This is a genomic window from Chitinimonas arctica (assembly GCF_007431345.1).
In the GTDB taxonomy this organism is placed as follows: Bacteria; Pseudomonadota; Gammaproteobacteria; order Burkholderiales; family Chitinimonadaceae; genus Chitinimonas; species Chitinimonas arctica.
On sequence record NZ_CP041730.1, the window covers coordinates 2,116,987 to 2,133,174 of the forward strand.

A 16,188-nucleotide genomic window follows, 5' to 3' on the forward strand; every position below is an offset into this window, starting at 1 on the left:
TTCAATAAGCACCCTGGCGGGCGATGACGACATGCAGGGTACGGAACAGGATGCGGCAGTCCAAGGCCAGACTCCAGTTCCGGACATAATGGCTGTCGAGCCGGACGCGTTCATCGTAAGTGGTATCGTTACGTCCGCTCACCTGCCATAGCCCGGTGATACCGGGCCTGACGGCGATATAGTCGGCATCGAAGGCACCATAGCGCGCCAACTCTTCCGCCACAATGGGCCTCGGTCCCACCAAGCTCATTTCGCCACGCAAGACATTCCACAATTGCGGCAGCTCATCCAGGCTGGATTTACGCAGGAATTCGCCCAAGACGGTCACGCGCGGATCGCGCTTGAGCTTGAAATCACGCTCCCACTCGCGTTTGGCATCGGCATCGCGCGCCAGGAGATCAGCCAATCGCCGTTCGGCATCGGGATGCATGCTGCGGAACTTGAAGCAGCGGAAGGCGCGGCCTTGCTGCCCAACCCTGACGTGGGCAAACAGCGCCGGCCCACCCTGGGCACGCAGCAACACGATGAGCAGCAACATCAGCGGCGCCAGCGCCAGCAGCATCACCGAGGCGACCACGATGTCGATCAGGCGCTTAGGACCAGAGCTCGCGGCTGCACTGCGCATGGCGGTCACAACAGTATCTCGCGCAAATGCTGTTCGGGCAGCGTGGCGATATAGGCCTCGCCGATGTGCCGCAGCAGCACGAAGCGGATATGGCCCCGTTCGACCTTCTTGTCCTGCGCCATCAACGCCATCCAACGATCAAAGCCCAAGGCGGGCGCCACCACGGGCAGGCCGGCTGCCTGCAGCAAGGCCTCGGTGCGCTGAACGTCCTGCTCGCCAAGGTTCCCCAGCAGTTTGGAAGCCCGGGCCGCCAGCAGCATGCCCGCCGCCACCGCTTCGCCATGCAGCCATTGGCCGTAGCCCAAGCCGGCTTCGATGGCGTGGCCAAAGGTATGGCCCAGGTTCAAGAAGGCACGCACACCCTGCTCGCGCTCGTCGGACGCGACTATCCTCGCCTTGATGCTGCAGGAACGCTCCACGGCATAGGCCAAGGCCTCGACATCGCGCCGTAACAAAGCAGCGATATTCTGTTCCAGCCAAGCAAAGAAGACCGCATCGTCGATCAAGCCGTACTTGATGACTTCCGCCAGACCCGCGGCGAATTCGCGTGCCGGCAAGGTGTGCAAGGTTGCCAGGTCGGCCAATACCAGCCGGGGCTGATAGAACGCCCCGATCATATTCTTGCCGAGAGGGTGGTTGATCGCGGTCTTGCCGCCCACGGAGGAATCGACCTGGGCCAGCAGCGTCGTGGGTATCTGGATAAATGGCACACCGCGCTGATAGATGGCCGCGGCAAAGCCGGTCATATCGCCGATCACACCGCCGCCCAAGGCGATCAGCGTGGTCTTGCGCTCGCAGCGGTGCTCAAGCAAGGCATCCAGGATGCTGTTGAGCGTCGTCCAGTTCTTGTATTGCTCGCCATCGGGCAGGATCACCGGCAACACCGACACCCCGGCCGCAACCAGGCTGGCCTGCAATGGCGCGAGGTAAAGCGCGGCAACCGTGGTATTGGTCACGATGACCGCATTGGCTTGGGTGAGATGCTGAAGAATGGCTTGCGGGTCGGCAAGCAAGCCCGCACCGATCAAAATATCGTAGGGTGCGTGGGCCAGGTCAACGTGGACGGTTTGCATGGTGTTGGGATAGGTCGTTGAGTATCTGCTGCGCCAGCTGATTCACACCCTGCCTGCTGGTATCGACCACCATATCGGCCATATCCCGGTAGATGGGATCGCGTTCGATATAGAGCGCTTCCAGCTTGGCCCTGGGGTCGGCGGTCTGTAGCAGCGGACGATTCTTGTCCTGCCGGGTCCGCTGGTACAGTTCCTCGACCGAGGCCCGCAGGTAGATCACGCAGCCGTTCTGGCACAGCCGGGCCCGATTCTCCGGGTCCAGCACCGCGCCACCGCCGGTGGCCAGCACAATACCTTGCAGATCGGTCAGGGCACGGATGGTCTCGACCTCCCGTGCCCGGAAACCCAGCTCGCCTTCGATTTCGAAGATAACCGGCACGCGAACGCCGGTACGCGCCTCGATCTCGTGGTCGGCGTCATAGAAGGATTTATTGGTCAAGCGAGCCAAGGCACGACCTATGGTCGTCTTGCCTGCGCCCATCAATCCGATAAGAAAAAAATTGCCCGGCAAATTCATGCCGGGCATTGTAACGGAATGCTCGAGTTTCAGCGCAGTGTCAGTGAATCATCCAGGATGCGCGGCGTGATAAAGATCAGCAGCTCTTTCTTGGTGGTCGACTTGCTACGCGACTTGAACAGGTTGCCCAGGTAGGGAATATCGCCCAGCACAGGCACCTTGCCCGAATCGTCGCCTTCGGTCAGTTCATACACACCGCCCAGTACCGCGGTATCGCCGCTACCCACCAGGACGTTGGTTTCCACCACCTTGGTTTCCACCACAGGGAACTGGCCGGCTTGGGTCAATACGTCGTTGCTGACCCTCAGCTCCATGAATACTCGGCGGTCAGGCGTGATGCGCGGGGTAACTTCCAGCTTCAGTGATGCTTCTTTTTCCTGAGGCGCGGCACTGGCGCCGGAACCGCCCGGAACGATGATGTAATACTTCCGACCCTGCGAGATGGTGGCCTTCTGTTGGTCGGCGGTAATCACACGTGGGCTGGAGACGGTCCGGCCACGGCCTTCGGTTTCCAAAGCTTGCAGTTCCAGGTTGACCAGTGTGCCGGTCGCCGCGTTCAGCAAGGTGATACCGAAGCCGGCAGCCGCACCGCTACCATCGGCGGGCAGGTTGATATTGTTGGCCGGGGCCGAACCTGACGTGCCGCCGGTTATCATATTACCCACACCGCCCTTCAAGACCGCATTGGAAGTTGCGGTATTGCCGCCAAAGCCGACCCGGGTATTGCTACCCTTGGACATGGTCTTGTCGGTCGCCACGCCCAGCTTGATGCCCAGGTCGCGGCTGAAAGTATCATCGGCCACCACGATACGGGCTTCGATCATCACTTGGCGCGAGGCGATATCGGTCTTTTGCAGCAGTGCGCGCACTTCATCCAGCTTGGACGGAATATCGCTCACGATCAGCGTGTTGGTACGGGGTTCGACGATCGCGGTGCCCTGCTTGCTGAGGAACGGCTGCTTATCGTTCATCAGCATGGTGCGAACGTCTTCAGCCTTTTGGTAGTTCAGCTGGAAGGATTCGGAACGGGTAGGCTCCACTTCGGCCAGCTTCTTCTTGCCTTCGGCCAGCTGGGTTTCACGCAAGGCGATTTCTTCACGCGGGGCTACCCACATGACATTGCCGTTCTCACGCTTGTCCAGGCCCTTGCTTTGCAGGATCAGGTCCAGTGCCTGGTCCCAAGGCACGTCCTTGAGCCGCAGGGTCAGGTTGCCGTTGACGGTATCGCTGGTGATGATGTTCTTGCCGGTGAATTCGGCAATCACCTGCAACACGGTCCGCACTTCCACGTTCTGGAAGTTCAGCGACAGCTTGTCGCCCTTGTAGGTCGGCTTATCCAGCTGGGCCAGGCGCTTGGCCTGTTCGTCGATATTCTTCACTTCGACGATAAAGCGGTTTTCGGTTTGATAGGCCGAGTATTCCCACGCACCGCGCGGATCGATCACCATCTTGATGGAGTCGCCCTGGGTGTAGGTATCGATCGACTGAACCGGGGTACCGAAGTCGGCCACGTCCATACGGCGCTCGAACTGACGCGGCAGGGAAGTCTTGGCGAATTCAAGCACCAAGCTCTTGCCTTGCTGACGGATATCGATACCGACGGTTGGGCTGGACAGATCCACCACCACACGGCCTTCGCCGCGGGTACCACGCCGGAAGTCAACGTCGCGGATGGATTCCTTGCGTTGATTCTGCGCCGTGGAGAACTGGGTGGTGCTGTTGTTCACCGGCTTGGCCGCGCCGCCGCTGCCGCCGCTCAGCACGATCTTCAGCTGATTGCCTTCCACCCGTGTTTCATAGCTGGCGCCTTGCACCAGGCTAAGCACCACGCGCGTCCGGCCGGCCGCTTCGGCCAGGCTGACCGACTTCAGGTTGCCGCCGCTGACCGGGATAGTGGACTTACCGCTTTCGTTGGTCGTATTGACAAAATCGAAGGCGATACGAGGTGGCGTATTCACCGCAAAGCTGGCCGGTACTTGCGGTGCTTTTTGCAATGAAATGGTCACTTCCTGCTGGTTCGCAGTATCCGCGCGCACTTCAATTGATTTAATCGCATTGGGTTCATCGGCCAATGCGAAACTCGCGATAAGCGCGAGGCTTGCAGATTTAAGCCATTTCAGCATGTTACGCTCGATCATTTTTTCTGCTCCGTATCCTCAAGCGCCAGCACGCTCGTTCGTTCCACCCAGTCGCCGCCACTGTCCTCTACGATTTCCTTCAAGGTGATATCAGTATCGCTGATAGCGGTAACCATGCCAAAGTTTTGGCCCATGTAACTGCCCATTTTCACGCGGTACAAATTACCGTCCGGGGTACGTATCAAGGCATTGATTTCCTTGCCTTTTTGCAAGGTACCTACCATCCGGAGCTTTTCCAGATCGTACGCTTCGAGTGTTTCCTTCGGCCGGCTCAGATTAGGCGCGAGCGCCCCCCCTGCCTTTTTGGCTACTTCCATCTTGCTACGATTGAAAGGATCGACCAGATCAAAGGCACTATAAATAAACGGCTGGTACGGCTTGACTTCAGGTAGCGGTTCAATCTTGCTTTTCAAGGTTCCGGTGGTTTCATCCATCCAGGCCTTCAAATCACCGAATTCTTCACCGGCACATCCAAAAAGAAAAAGACTGGTGGCAAGGCAGGTGGCTAGAGATCTATTCATCGTCATCACCTTATTTAATCTTCTTCTTCGCGTCCGCTTCGGCCTTGCGGATTTCCACTGCTTCTTCCGCGTCCAACGCCCGATAGGTACGCGCGACAGCCTGCATGCCGAGCATTCCGGCGCCTTCCTTGGCACCAGGCAAGGCCGCCGTGATCTGCATATCGCTGAGCGTTACGATGCGCGACAACTGCGCGATATCGCTGGCGAATGCAGCCAGGTCGTGATAGGAGCCGTTGATTTTAAGATCGATGGGGCGCTCGGCAAACTCAGCCGTCTTCTTTTCACTGGGTGTAGGTTTGAATAACTCGAATTGCAAACCACGCCCCACGCCCGATTGGTTGATCTCGGTGATCAAGGTTTCCATTTCCGCCTTGCTTGGCAATTGCTTGAGCAATGCACCGAAAGACTCCTGGATTTCCGCCAACTGCTGCCGATAGGCATCCAGATTGATGGCCTTGGTCTTTTTATCCTTGAACGCTTCCTTCAGCTCGCCTTCCTTGACGCGCCCCTGTTCCAATATGTCCCGCTCGCCCGAAAGCAGCGAAAAATACCCGATCAGTATCACGGTGATGATCAGCAGGGCCAAGCTGGTCAGTTGCACGGGAGCCGGCCAATTGGCGATATCCTTGGGGTCCAAACGTTTCAGATCATCCAGGGTCATACTCATTTAGCTCCCTCCTTGCTGGCTGCCTTCTTCCCCTTTGGATCGACCTCAGCCACCTCGCGAGTGATCTTCACCGTGAGATTGAATTCGTTCAGACGCAGGCCATTCACCGTCACCGCCTTGATTTCAATCAGATTGGGTTGCTCGAAGACCGACGAGTCATTCAGGCTACGCATCAGGGTAGAAACACGCGCGCTCGATTGGGCGTAGCCGATCAAGACCACCAGCTCATCCGTCTGCTTGATTTCGCGCAGGTAGATACCTTCCGGCATCTGCCTTACCAATTGATCCAGTACCTGTACCGCTTCGGACCGGTTCGACTGCAGGCGCTCGACCACCTTCTTACGGTCGAGCAGAAGCTGACGCTCCTTCTTCAGCGTCTCGATCTCGGCGATCTGCTTGTCCAGCTTGGCGTTTTCCTGCTCCAGGAAAGCGTTGCGCTCGTCTTGCATGGCGATCTGCGCACTGATGGCTGCATAGGCCACACCCACGGTAGCCAGGCCTATCACTGCGGATATTGCCGCCAGCGCCGCGAAGCGTCGAACCCGCGCCTTGCGTTTATTTTCGCGATGCGGCAGTAGATTTATGCGGATCATGGATCAAACCTCCGCAGCGCCAAGCCGCAGGCAATCAACAAGGAAGGTGCGTCAAGCAAAAGCTGCCGCGTCTTAATCCGACTCGATTGAGTCATATTCAGGAATGGATTCGCGATCATCGTACTCACCTGCGTACGACTCGCCACGACATCGTCCAAGCCGGCAATCACACTGCAGCCACCGGCCAGCAGAATGTGGTCGACCGCGTTGTATTGCGTGGACGTGAAGAAGAATTGCAGCGCCCGCGAGATTTCCATCGCCAGCGAATCCATGAAGGGCTGCAACACTTCCGGCTCGTAGTTGTCCGGCAGACCGCCGTTGCGCTTGGCAGCTTCGGCTTCTTCCGCGGACAGACTGAACTTTCGCTGGATATCCTGGGTCAGTTGATTGCCACCAAAAGCTTGTTCGCGGGAGTAGATCTGTTGACCATTGCGCAGAACATTGATGTGCATCATCGCCGCGCCGATATCGACGATGGCCACCACCTGGTCGGCGCTCGTCTTCGGCAGCTGCCGTTCGATCAATTCGTAGGCGGCCTGCGTGGCGAAGGACTCGACGTCCATCACCAAGGTCTTGAGTCCGGCTGCTTCCAGCGCGGCAACCCGGTCTTCCACCTTTTCCTTGCGAGATGCGGCGATCAGCACCTCGACTTCGTCGGGTGTGGCAAGCGAGGGACCAAGTACCTGAAAATCGAGATTGACTTCGTCGAGGGCGAACGGAATGTACTGATTCGCCTCCGTCTCGACCTGCATTTCAAGTTCGTTCTCGGTTTGCCCCGCAGGTACAGTAATTTTCTTTGTTATTACTGCCGCCGCCGGCAATGCCAGTGCAACGCTCTTTACTCGCGTTCCCAGCATGCGCCAAGCGCTCTTTACGGCGTCGCCGACCAGTTCTAGATTGACAATATTGCCGTCGGAAACCGAATCCTTGGGTAAAGGCACGATAACATAACGCTCAATCGTCAGATGCTTGCCCGCCTCAGACAGCTCAACCATCTTGATCGCGGAAGTACTGATATCCACGCCAATCAATGGTGGTGCTTTAGGCTTTAGGAAATCTAGATTCAACTTGAATTTCCTTTATGAATTAGTTGCGTATGAGGTTTTTGTACAAAATCACGTTAAATGCTAGCAGCCCACCTACGGAGTGTAAAGCCGATTTATGCATTTATTCTAAAATGGGCGACTTCGCGTTATCCTAGCCCACGTTTATCTGCTCCGACCACCTCAGAAAGCTCTCCCGTCCCATGATGCATCGTTGGTTACTTTTTAGTATCGGCATAGTAGTCGCCCTCATCGTCGCGACGATCGGCGCGGTCGCCATGGCCATTGCCGTCACCTATCCGCGCCTGCCATCGCTTGAGACCTTGACCGACTACCGGCCCAAGATTCCGCTCCGCGTATACACCGCCGACGGTATCCAGATCGGCGAATTCGGCGAAGAACGCCGCGCCTTCGTCCCGATCGAACGGGTTCCGCTGCTGATGAAGCAAGCGATCCTTGCGGCGGAAGACGACCGTTTCTATGAACATGGCGGCATTGATTACACCGGCGTGGCTCGGGCGGCGATTTACAATCTGATGAGTGGCCATGCCCAATCCGGGGCAAGTACTATCACCATGCAGGTAGCGCGTAACTTTTTCCTATCGAGCGAAAAAACGTTTACCCGTAAATTCAATGAAGTCCTGCTTTCGTTCAAGATTGAGCATAGCCTGTCCAAAGATAAAATTCTGGAGCTGTACTTTAACCAGATCTATCTGGGGCAGCGCGCCTACGGATTCGCCTCCGCGGCACAAATCTATTATGGCAAACCGCTGGAACAGCTGACCGTCGCGGAGATGGCCATGCTGGCCGGCTTGCCCAAGGCGCCCTCCAGCTACAATCCCGTGGTGAATCCCAGCAGGGCGAAGCTGCGCCAGCAATATGTGCTGCGCCGGATGCATGAGCTCCGCTATATAACGGATGCCCAGCACGAAGCGGCACGCGCCGAACCGACCTATGTACGCCGCGCTACCGAGACCTTCTCGGTCAAGGCGGAATATGTTGCCGAAATGGCGCGCCAGGCGGTCGTGGACAAGTATCACGACGCCGCTTACACGCAAGGCTATAAGGTCTATACCACGCTGCTGTCCAGCCACCAGACCAACGCCTACGAAGCCGCCAGACGCGGCGTACTGGACTATGACCGGCGCCATGGCTACCGCGGCCCGGAAGGGTTTATCGAACTGCCCTCGACCGAGGCGCAATTACCCGACTGGATAGACGAACATCTCATCGACGTGAAGGATGCAGGCAATCTGCTACCCGCCGTCGTGCTCAGCACCGGCAACAACAAGATCAAGGTGTTTGTCCGAGGCAACGGCAAGGTGGAATTGAGCGGCAAGGCGCTGCAATTCGCCGTGCACGCGCTCAATCCCAAACTGCCGCCCGCGCAGCAACTGCGCCGGGGCGCCATTGTGCGCGTCTACGCCAACGAACAAGGCTGGCAAATTTCCCAGATGCCACAAGCCGAGGTGGCGATGGTTTCGATGGATCCGCAGAATGGCGCCATCCGCGCCCTGGTCGGCGGCTTCGATTTCAATCGCAACCATTTCAACCATGTCACCCAGGCCTGGCGGCAACCGGGTTCAAGCTTCAAGCCCTTTATCTACTCGGCCGGTATTGAACGCGGTTTTACCACCGCAACCATGATCAATGATGCGCCTTTGGAGATCGATCCGGCTTCCATTGGCGGGCAGCACTGGGAACCGAAGAACTTCGACGGCAAGTTCGGCGGCATGATGACCATGCGCGACGCGCTGACCAAGTCCAAGAATCTGGTCTCGATCCGCATCCTGCAGGCAATCAGCCCGGACTATGCGCAGACTTACATCGGCAAGTTCGGTTTCGAGGCCAGCAAACACCCCGCCTACCTGACCATGGCACTGGGCGCCGGCAGCGTGACGGCCCTGCAGATGGCGGAAGGTTATTCGGTATTCGCCAACACCGGCTACCGTATTCGTTCCTACTACATTGACCGCATCGAAGACAGCAGAGGGGTCGTGGTGGCCAAAACGGCGCCCGAAGTCGCCGGCAAGACCGCACCGCGTACGCTCGATGCCCGTAACGCCTTTATCATGACCAGCATGATGCGTGACGTCACCCGATACGGTACGGCAGCCAAGACCAATGTGTTGAACCGCAGCGACCTGGCGGGCAAGACGGGAACCACCAACGATACGCATGACGCCTGGTTCGCCGGTTACCAGCCCGGATTGGTGGCGGTTGCCTGGCTGGGCTTCGATCAGCCCCGCTCGCTGGGCGGCGCGGAAACCGGCGGACAAGCCGCCTTGCCGATCTGGATCAATTACATGGGCAAAGCCCTGAAGGGCGTGCCGGAATACCAGTACACGGTACCCGAAGGCGTGATCACCAAGACGGTGGAATCCAGCCACGGCCCGCGCGAAGAGTATTTCTATGCCGAGTTCCCGGAGACCAATTCGGAACTGGGCCTGGAGAATGGCGGCGCGGCGCAACAGTCCATTGATGAAGACGTAAAGGATTTACTGTTCTAAAACCAATAGTCCGCCGGTAAGCGATGCGGCCAAGCAATTGGCCGCATCTCACCTTATATTCCTACGTGGGAAAATCGATCTTCGATTATAAGAATCAATCGATTTTATGGAATAGATCAAGGAAAGCGCCGCATATCTAACGGAATCAGGAGATTCCCGCTTTCATCCTGCTTGTGCTTCGCTGTATCAGCACTGAAGAAAGGTTGGTAAGGGGACCATGAAGACCAGTTTGCCACCCGTCGTGGTGGACGAAATCCCGCTACGCGCCGAGCCGGCGGAGTTACTGACGGCAAGGCAGTTCCAGATTTCCGACGGTAAGGAAATCAGGCAGTTGCTGCTGCAGCTGCTCGAAGGGCAATGCCTGGGCACCATTTTCCTGGATAAATCCGACCGTTTCCTGCCTTCTTCCGTCCTGGCCGTCGACAAGGAAACCCTTTTTCTCGATATCCCGGCCGAACATATCCGGGCAACGATACTGTCGTCCCGCCAGATCCTGTTTGTCGCGGCGCTGAAAAAGGTCAAGCTGCAGCTGGAGGGCTTCAACCCGCGTATCATCGAATGGCAGGGACGCCAGGCACTGGCGGTCGACCTGCCCAAGGAGATCCTGCACCTGCAGCGGCGGGACGCCTACCGCCTTCACTTCCCACCCGGGGAGAACATTTCCTGTTTCCTTGCCGAAGGCGATGGCGACGTTGAAATCCCCTTGATGGATATCAGCATTGGCGGGATCGGCATTCTGGGCTATGCACAAGGCATATCTCTCGCAATAGGAACAAACCACAATGGCATACATATCGAATTGCCGGATACCGGCACGGTAGTGGCCGATATCGTGGTGCGTTCCATCATGGATATCACTCTCAAGAACGGCATCCGTACCAGCCGGATCGGGGCGGAATTCGTGGGACTGCCGAGTGCCATGCAGGCGCTTATCCAGCGCTATATCAACCGAGCGACGCGGGCGTAGGACCACATTCAGTCTGACCGCCGGACCAGCAGCCATGATGCTTCGGAGAGTTGCTGATAGTTGCCATTTTTCAGCTAACTTATTGTTTTTCAGACGTTTTCCGTATAGACCCCAGGAGCAAGGGAAGTGAGTGCGGAAGTGTCCATGTGTCCACCAAGAGTTAAGTGGGCACAATATTTATCGGCTGGGTTTCAGCTGACAATGTGGTGGCTTTAGTCGCTTACTCTGATCGATTATCGCGCCGCCAATGCAAAAGCAAAAACCCCGAACTCAACGAGTTCGGGGTTTTCTATGGGGAGCCTGGCGGTGACCTACTTTCACACGGGTAGTCCGCACTATCATCGGCGCAACGTCGTTTCACGGTCCTGTTCGAGATGGGAAGGCGTGGGTCCAACGCGCTATTGCCGCCAAGCAAAACTGGGGCGAACAATGTGTTTGCACATCGTTCTAGCATTTCTGTGGCTCGCTTCGCACTTAAGCGTCGCAAACCATTCGATAGAAGAAGTAATCTTTTGGGTTGGTTGTACCCGCAAACCCGATGCTCAGGCATCTTGGGTTATAGGATCAAGCCTCACGGGCAATTAGTATCAGTTAGCTTAACGCATTACTGCGCTTCCACACCTGACCTATCAACGTCCTGGTCTTGAACGACCCTTCAGAGGAATCAAGTTCCTAGGGAAGTCTCATCTTAAGGCAAGTTTCCCGCTTAGATGCTTTCAGCGGTTATCTCTTCCGAACTTAGCTACCCGGCGATACGACTGGCGTCATAACCGGTACACCAGAGGTTCGTCCACTCCGGTCCTCTCGTACTAGGAGCAGCCCCCTTCAAACTTCCAACGCCCACTGCAGATAGGGACCAAACTGTCTCACGACGTTTTAAACCCAGCTCACGTACCACTTTAAATGGCGAACAGCCATACCCTTGGGACCGGCTACAGCCCCAGGATGTGATGAGCCGACATCGAGGTGCCAAACTCCCCCGTCGATGTGAACTCTTGGGAGGAATCAGCCTGTTATCCCCGGCGTACCTTTTATCCGTTGAGCGATGGCCCTTCCATACAGAACCACCGGATCACTATGTCCTGCTTTCGCACCTGCTCGACTTGTCAGTCTCGCAGTCAAGCATCCTTATGCCATTGCACTATCAGTACGATTTCCGACCGTACCTAGGATACCTTCGAGCTCCTCCGTTACACTTTGGGAGGAGACCGCCCCAGTCAAACTGCCTACCATGCACGGTCCCCGATCCCGATTAGGGACCTAGGTTAGAACCTCAAACACACCAGGCTGGTATTTCAACGTCGGCTCCACGAGAACTAGCGTCCCCGCTTCAAAGCCTCCCAGCTATCCTACACAAGTCTGTTCAAAGTCCAATGCAAAGCTACAGTAAAGGTGCACGGGGTCTTTCCGTCTAGCAGCGGGGAGATTGCATCTTCACAAACATTTCAACTTCGCTGAGTCTCGGGTGGAGACAGTGTGGCCATCGTTACGCCATTCGTGCGGGTCGGAACTTACCCGACAAGGAATTTCGCTACCTTAGGACCGTTATAGTTACGGCCGCCGTTTACCGGGGCTTCGATCAAGAGCTTGCACCCCATCAATTAACCTTCCGGCACCGGGCAGGCGTCACACCGTATACGTCCACTTTCGTGTTGGCACAGTGCTGTGTTTTTAATAAACAGTCGCAGCCACCTTTTCACTGCAACCCCATCGTGCTTCGCGAGCAAGTCGCTACACACTACCGGGGCACACCTTCTCCCGAAGTTACGGTGTCAATTTGCCGAGTTCCTTCACCCGAGTTCTCTCAAGCACCTTAGAATTCTCATCCTACCCACCTGTGTCGGTTTGCGGTACGGTCTTATTGCAACTGAAGCTTAGCGGCTTTTCCTGGAAGCAGAGCATCAACCACTTCGCGAATAAATTCGCTCGTCATCACGCCTCAGCTAATCTCTCCGGATTTGCCTAGAGAGTACGCCTACACGCTTAAACCGGGACATCCAACACCCGGCTGGCCTAGCTTTCTCCGTCCCCGCATCGCATTGCAATAAGGTACGGTAATATTAAACCGTTTCCCATCGACTACGCATTTCTGCCTCGCCTTAGGGGCCGACTCACCCTGCGCCGATGAACGTTGCGCAGGAAACCTTGGGTTTTCGGTGACAAGGAATTTCACCCTGTTTATCGCTACTCATGTCAGCATTCGCACTTCCGATATCTCCAGCAGCCTTCACAAGCCACCTTCACAGACCTACGGAACGCTCCTCTACCATATGTACAAAGTACATATCCCTAGCTTCGGTTATCAGTTTGAGCCCCGTTACATCTTCCGCGCAGGACGACTCGACCAGTGAGCTATTACGCTTTCTTTAAATGATGGCTGCTTCTAAGCCAACATCCTGGCTGTCTATGCCTTCCCACTTCGTTTTCCACTTAACTGATCATTTGGGACCTTAGCTGAGGGTCTGGGTTGTTTCCCTTTCGACACCGGACGTTAGCACCCGATGTCTGTCTCCCATGCTCGCACTTGACGGTATTCGGAGTTTGCCATGGTTTGGTAAGTCTCGATGACCCCCTAGCCATAACAGTGCTCTACCCCCGTCAGTGATACATGAGGCACTACCTAAATAGTTTTCGAGGAGAACCAGCTATTTCCAAGTTTGTTTAGCCTTTCACCCCTATCCACAGCTCATCCCCTAGTTTTGCAACACTAGTGGGTTCGGTCCTCCAGTGCGTGTTACCGCACCTTCAACCTGGCCATGGATAGATCACTTGGTTTCGGGTCTACACCCAGCAACTGAACGCCCTATTCGGACTCGCTTTCGCTACGCCTCCCCTACTCGGTTAAGCTCGCTACTGAATGTAAGTCGCTGACCCATTATACAAAAGGTACGCAGTCACGGAACAAGTCCGCTCCCACTGTTTGTATGCATCCGGTTTCAGGATCTATTTCACTCCCCTCCCGGGGTTCTTTTCGCCTTTCCCTCACGGTACTGGTTCACTATCGGTCGATGATGAGTATTTAGCCTTGGAGGATGGTCCCCCCATCTTCAGACAGGATTTCTCGTGTCCCGCCCTACTTGTCGTACGCTTAGTACCACCCAGTGCTTTTCGTATACGGGGCTATCACCCACTATGGCCGGACTTTCCATTCCGTTCTACTAAGCATTGAATTATCACGTACAGGCTCTTCCGCGTTCGCTCGCCACTACTTACGGAATCTCGGTTGATTTCTTTTCCTTCGGCTACTTAGATGTTTCAGTTCGCCGAGTTCGCCTCCACAGCCCTATGTATTCAGGCTGGGATACCCTTGCGGGTGGGTTTCCCCATTCGGACATCTCCGGATCAAAGCTCAATTGCCAGCTCCCCGAAGCTTTTCGCAGGCTTACACGTCCTTCATCGCCTATCATCGCCAAGGCATCCACCAGATGCACTTATTCGCTTGATCCTATAACCAAAAATGCCTGGTTATCGGTCTTTTGCGTTTGCCCGGATCCATGCGACTAGTCATGAATCCAGTTTCGATACAATCAACCCATTGCAGTTCTTTACTAGAACTACATTGATTACTTCTTCTATCTTGTTAAAGAGCAAAGTACAGATTGGCTAAAGAAGCCAAGCAACAAGAAACTCAAACCCTCCTCTACCTACCCAGGATGCTCGAATTCGCTGTTGTTTGTTTCCTTACCTTCAAAAAGAATGGTGGAGGTTGACGGGATCGAACCGACGACCCCCTGCTTGCAAAGCAGGTGCTCTCCCAGCTGAGCTAAACCCCCTATAACGACTGGTGGGTCAGATAGGAATCGAACCTATGACCCCCGCCTTATCAAGACGGTGCTCTAACCGACTGAGCTACTGACCCAGCTTTCTCTTTGAAGTCTCTGTCCGGTTCCCCGAACAGCACTCCGTACTTCTCAACACACAACCGATAAGTGTAGACACTTGGCCTGTCGGCCTTTCTCTAGAAAGGAGGTGATCCAGCCGCAGGTTCCCCTACGGCTACCTTGTTACGACTTCACCCCAGTCATGAACCCTACCGTGGTAACCGGCCTCCCGAAGGTTAGCCTAGCAACTTCTGGTAGAACCCACTCCCATGGTGTGACGGGCGGTGTGTACAAGGCCCGGGAACGTATTCACCGCGACATGCTGATCCGCGATTACTAGCGATTCCGACTTCATGTAGTCGAGTTGCAGACTACAATCCGGACTACGATCGGCTTTCTGAGATTGGCACCCCCTCGCGGGTTAGCGACCCTCTGTACCGACCATTGTATGACGTGTGAAGCCCTACCCATAAGGGCCATGAGGACTTGACGTCATCCCCACCTTCCTCCGGTTTGTCACCGGCAGTCTCCTTAAAGTGCTCAACTGAATGGTAGCAACTAAGGACAAGGGTTGCGCTCGTTGCGGGACTTAACCCAACATCTCACGACACGAGCTGACGACAGCCATGCAGCACCTGTGTTAACGCTCCCTTTCGGGCACCCTCACGTCTCTGCGAGGTTCGTTACATGTCAAGGGTAGGTAAGGTTTTTCGCGTTGCATCGAATTAATCCACATCATCCACCGCTTGTGCGGGCCCCGTCAATTCCTTTGAGTTTTAATCTTGCGATCGTACTCCCCAGGCGGTCTACTTCACGCGTTAGCTGCGTTACTAAAGCATTGCTGCTCCAACAACTAGTAGACATCGTTTAGGGCGTGGACTACCAGGGTATCTAATCCTGTTTGCTCCCCACGCTTTCGTGCATGAGTGTCAGTGTTAACCCAGGGGGTTGCCTTCGCCATTGGTGTTCCTCCGCATCTCTACGCATTTCACTGCTACACGCGGAATTCCACCCCCCTCTGCCACACTCTAGCCGTGCAGTCCCAAATGCAGTTCCCAGGTTAAGCCCGGGGATTTCACATCTGGCTTGCACAACCACCTGCGCACCCTTTACGCCCAGTAATTCCGATTAACGCTTGGACCCTACGTATTACCGCGGCTGCTGGCACGTAGTTAGCCGGTCCTTATTCTTCCGGTACTCTCATCCCCACCTAGTATTAGCAGGCAGGATTTGCTCCCGGACAAAAGAGCTTTACAACCCGAAGGCCTTCTTCACTCACGCGGCATGGCTGGATCAGACTTTCGTCCATTGTCCAAAATTCCCCACTGCTGCCTCCCGTAGGAGTCTGGGCCGTGTCTCAGTCCCAGTGTGGCGGATCATCCTCTCAGACCCGCTACGGATCGTTGCCTTGGTGAGCCTTTACCCCACCAACTAGCTAATCCGACATCGGCCGCTCGTATAGCGCGAGGTCTTGCGAGCCCCCGCTTTCATCCGTAGATCGTATGCGGTATTAGCTATCCTTTCGGATAGTTATCCCCCACTACACGGTACGTTCCGATGCATTACTCACCCGTTCGCCACTAACTTGAGGAGCAAGCCCCTCAAATCCGTTCGACTTGCATGTGTAAAGCATGCCGCCAGCGTTCAATCTGAGCCAGGATCAAACTCTTGAGTTCAATCTCTGTTTTTGAAACAAAACTGGCATTGCTTGAT

General features: G+C 55.7%; 10 protein-coding genes, 2 tRNA genes and 3 rRNA genes. 2 read left to right on the forward strand and 13 right to left on the reverse strand.

From position 1 onward, the window contains the following. Position 1 precedes the first annotated feature (1 nt). The 8 genes from FNU76_RS09660 to FNU76_RS09695 are packed head-to-tail and all read right to left on the reverse strand — an operon-like array spanning position 2 to position 7,201. Entirely contained in the window at positions 2–625 is a 624-nt protein-coding gene (locus FNU76_RS09660; protein WP_144278007.1) for a sugar transferase, read from the reverse strand. 5 nt (positions 626–630) lie between these two features. Beyond that, positions 631–1,698 carry a 3-dehydroquinate synthase gene (aroB, locus tag FNU76_RS09665; RefSeq protein ID WP_144278008.1) on the reverse strand — a complete coding sequence of 356 codons (1,068 nt, stop codon included), beginning with the start codon at positions 1,696–1,698 and terminating at the stop codon, positions 631–633. Further along, on the reverse strand, positions 1,679–2,224 hold the full coding sequence (locus FNU76_RS09670) for a shikimate kinase (protein WP_144278009.1): 546 nt from the start codon (positions 2,222–2,224) through the stop codon (positions 1,679–1,681). Before FNU76_RS09670 ends, aroB begins: the two co-directional genes overlap by 20 nt. 20 nt (positions 2,225–2,244) lie before the next feature. Further along, positions 2,245–4,353 (reverse strand): type IV pilus secretin PilQ, encoded by a 2,109-nt coding sequence (locus FNU76_RS09675; RefSeq protein WP_144278010.1) that lies wholly within the window; start codon positions 4,351–4,353, stop codon positions 2,245–2,247. Continuing rightward, positions 4,350–4,874: a pilus assembly protein PilP gene (locus tag FNU76_RS09680; RefSeq protein WP_144278011.1), complete on the reverse strand. Its 525-nt coding sequence runs from the start codon at positions 4,872–4,874 to the stop codon at positions 4,350–4,352. Before FNU76_RS09680 ends, FNU76_RS09675 begins: the two co-directional genes overlap by 4 nt. A gap of 10 nt (positions 4,875–4,884) precedes the next feature. Beyond that, positions 4,885–5,541, reverse strand: coding sequence for a type IV pilus inner membrane component PilO (locus tag FNU76_RS09685; protein WP_223879283.1), 657 nt, complete (start codon positions 5,539–5,541; stop codon positions 4,885–4,887). Continuing rightward, positions 5,538–6,134 (reverse strand): PilN domain-containing protein, encoded by a 597-nt coding sequence (locus tag FNU76_RS09690; protein WP_144278012.1) that lies wholly within the window; start codon positions 6,132–6,134, stop codon positions 5,538–5,540. The genes FNU76_RS09685 and FNU76_RS09690 overlap by 4 nt, the downstream gene beginning before the upstream one ends. Then, complete coding sequence (locus FNU76_RS09695; protein ID WP_223879284.1) at positions 6,131–7,201, reverse strand: pilus assembly protein PilM; 1,071 nt, start codon at positions 7,199–7,201, stop codon at positions 6,131–6,133. Before FNU76_RS09695 ends, FNU76_RS09690 begins: the two co-directional genes overlap by 4 nt. A 254-nt stretch (positions 7,202–7,455) precedes the next feature. Between FNU76_RS09695 and FNU76_RS09700 the strand changes: the two genes are divergently transcribed. Next, positions 7,456–9,687: a penicillin-binding protein 1A gene (locus FNU76_RS09700; protein WP_223879285.1), complete on the forward strand. Its 2,232-nt coding sequence runs from the start codon at positions 7,456–7,458 to the stop codon at positions 9,685–9,687. Between the two features lie 217 nt (positions 9,688–9,904). Beyond that, a complete protein-coding gene (locus tag FNU76_RS09705; RefSeq protein WP_144278014.1) occupies positions 9,905–10,654 on the forward strand; it encodes a flagellar brake protein in 750 nt (249 codons plus the stop codon). Positions 10,655–10,952: 298 nt separating this feature from the next. Here the strand turns inward: FNU76_RS09705 and rrf are convergent. From rrf to FNU76_RS09730, 5 genes are all read right to left on the reverse strand, one after another. Then, positions 10,953–11,066, reverse strand: a 5S ribosomal RNA gene (gene rrf / locus FNU76_RS09710). Between the two features lie 148 nt (positions 11,067–11,214). Further along, positions 11,215–14,099: ribosomal RNA gene (locus tag FNU76_RS09715) — 23S ribosomal RNA — on the reverse strand. A 252-nt stretch (positions 14,100–14,351) separates the two neighbouring features. Next, positions 14,352–14,427 (reverse strand) — tRNA-Ala (locus tag FNU76_RS09720). Between the two features lie 9 nt (positions 14,428–14,436). Next, a tRNA-Ile gene (locus tag FNU76_RS09725) sits at positions 14,437–14,513 on the reverse strand. A gap of 103 nt (positions 14,514–14,616) precedes the next feature. After that, a 16S ribosomal RNA gene (locus tag FNU76_RS09730) occupies positions 14,617–16,151 on the reverse strand. Together the 16S, 23S and 5S rRNA genes with 2 tRNA genes alongside form the textbook arrangement of a ribosomal RNA operon. Positions 16,152–16,188: the final 37 nt, after the last annotated feature.

Coding starts and splice junctions, on each gene's coding strand:
- FNU76_RS09660 (WP_144278007.1), bottom strand. CDS start 625: ATGCGCAGTGCAGCCGCGAGCTCTGGTCCTAAGCGCCTGATCGACATC.
- aroB (WP_144278008.1), bottom strand. CDS start 1,698: ATGCAAACCGTCCACGTTGACCTGGCCCACGCACCCTACGATATTTTG.
- FNU76_RS09670 (WP_144278009.1), bottom strand. CDS start 2,224: ATGCCCGGCATGAATTTGCCGGGCAATTTTTTTCTTATCGGATTGATG.
- FNU76_RS09675 (WP_144278010.1), bottom strand. CDS start 4,353: ATGATCGAGCGTAACATGCTGAAATGGCTTAAATCTGCAAGCCTCGCG.
- FNU76_RS09680 (WP_144278011.1), bottom strand. CDS start 4,874: ATGAATAGATCTCTAGCCACCTGCCTTGCCACCAGTCTTTTTCTTTTT.
- FNU76_RS09685 (WP_223879283.1), bottom strand. CDS start 5,541: ATGAGTATGACCCTGGATGATCTGAAACGTTTGGACCCCAAGGATATC.
- FNU76_RS09690 (WP_144278012.1), bottom strand. CDS start 6,134: ATGATCCGCATAAATCTACTGCCGCATCGCGAAAATAAACGCAAGGCG.
- FNU76_RS09700 (WP_223879285.1), top strand. CDS start 7,456: ATGGCCATTGCCGTCACCTATCCGCGCCTGCCATCGCTTGAGACCTTG.
- FNU76_RS09705 (WP_144278014.1), top strand. CDS start 9,905: ATGAAGACCAGTTTGCCACCCGTCGTGGTGGACGAAATCCCGCTACGC.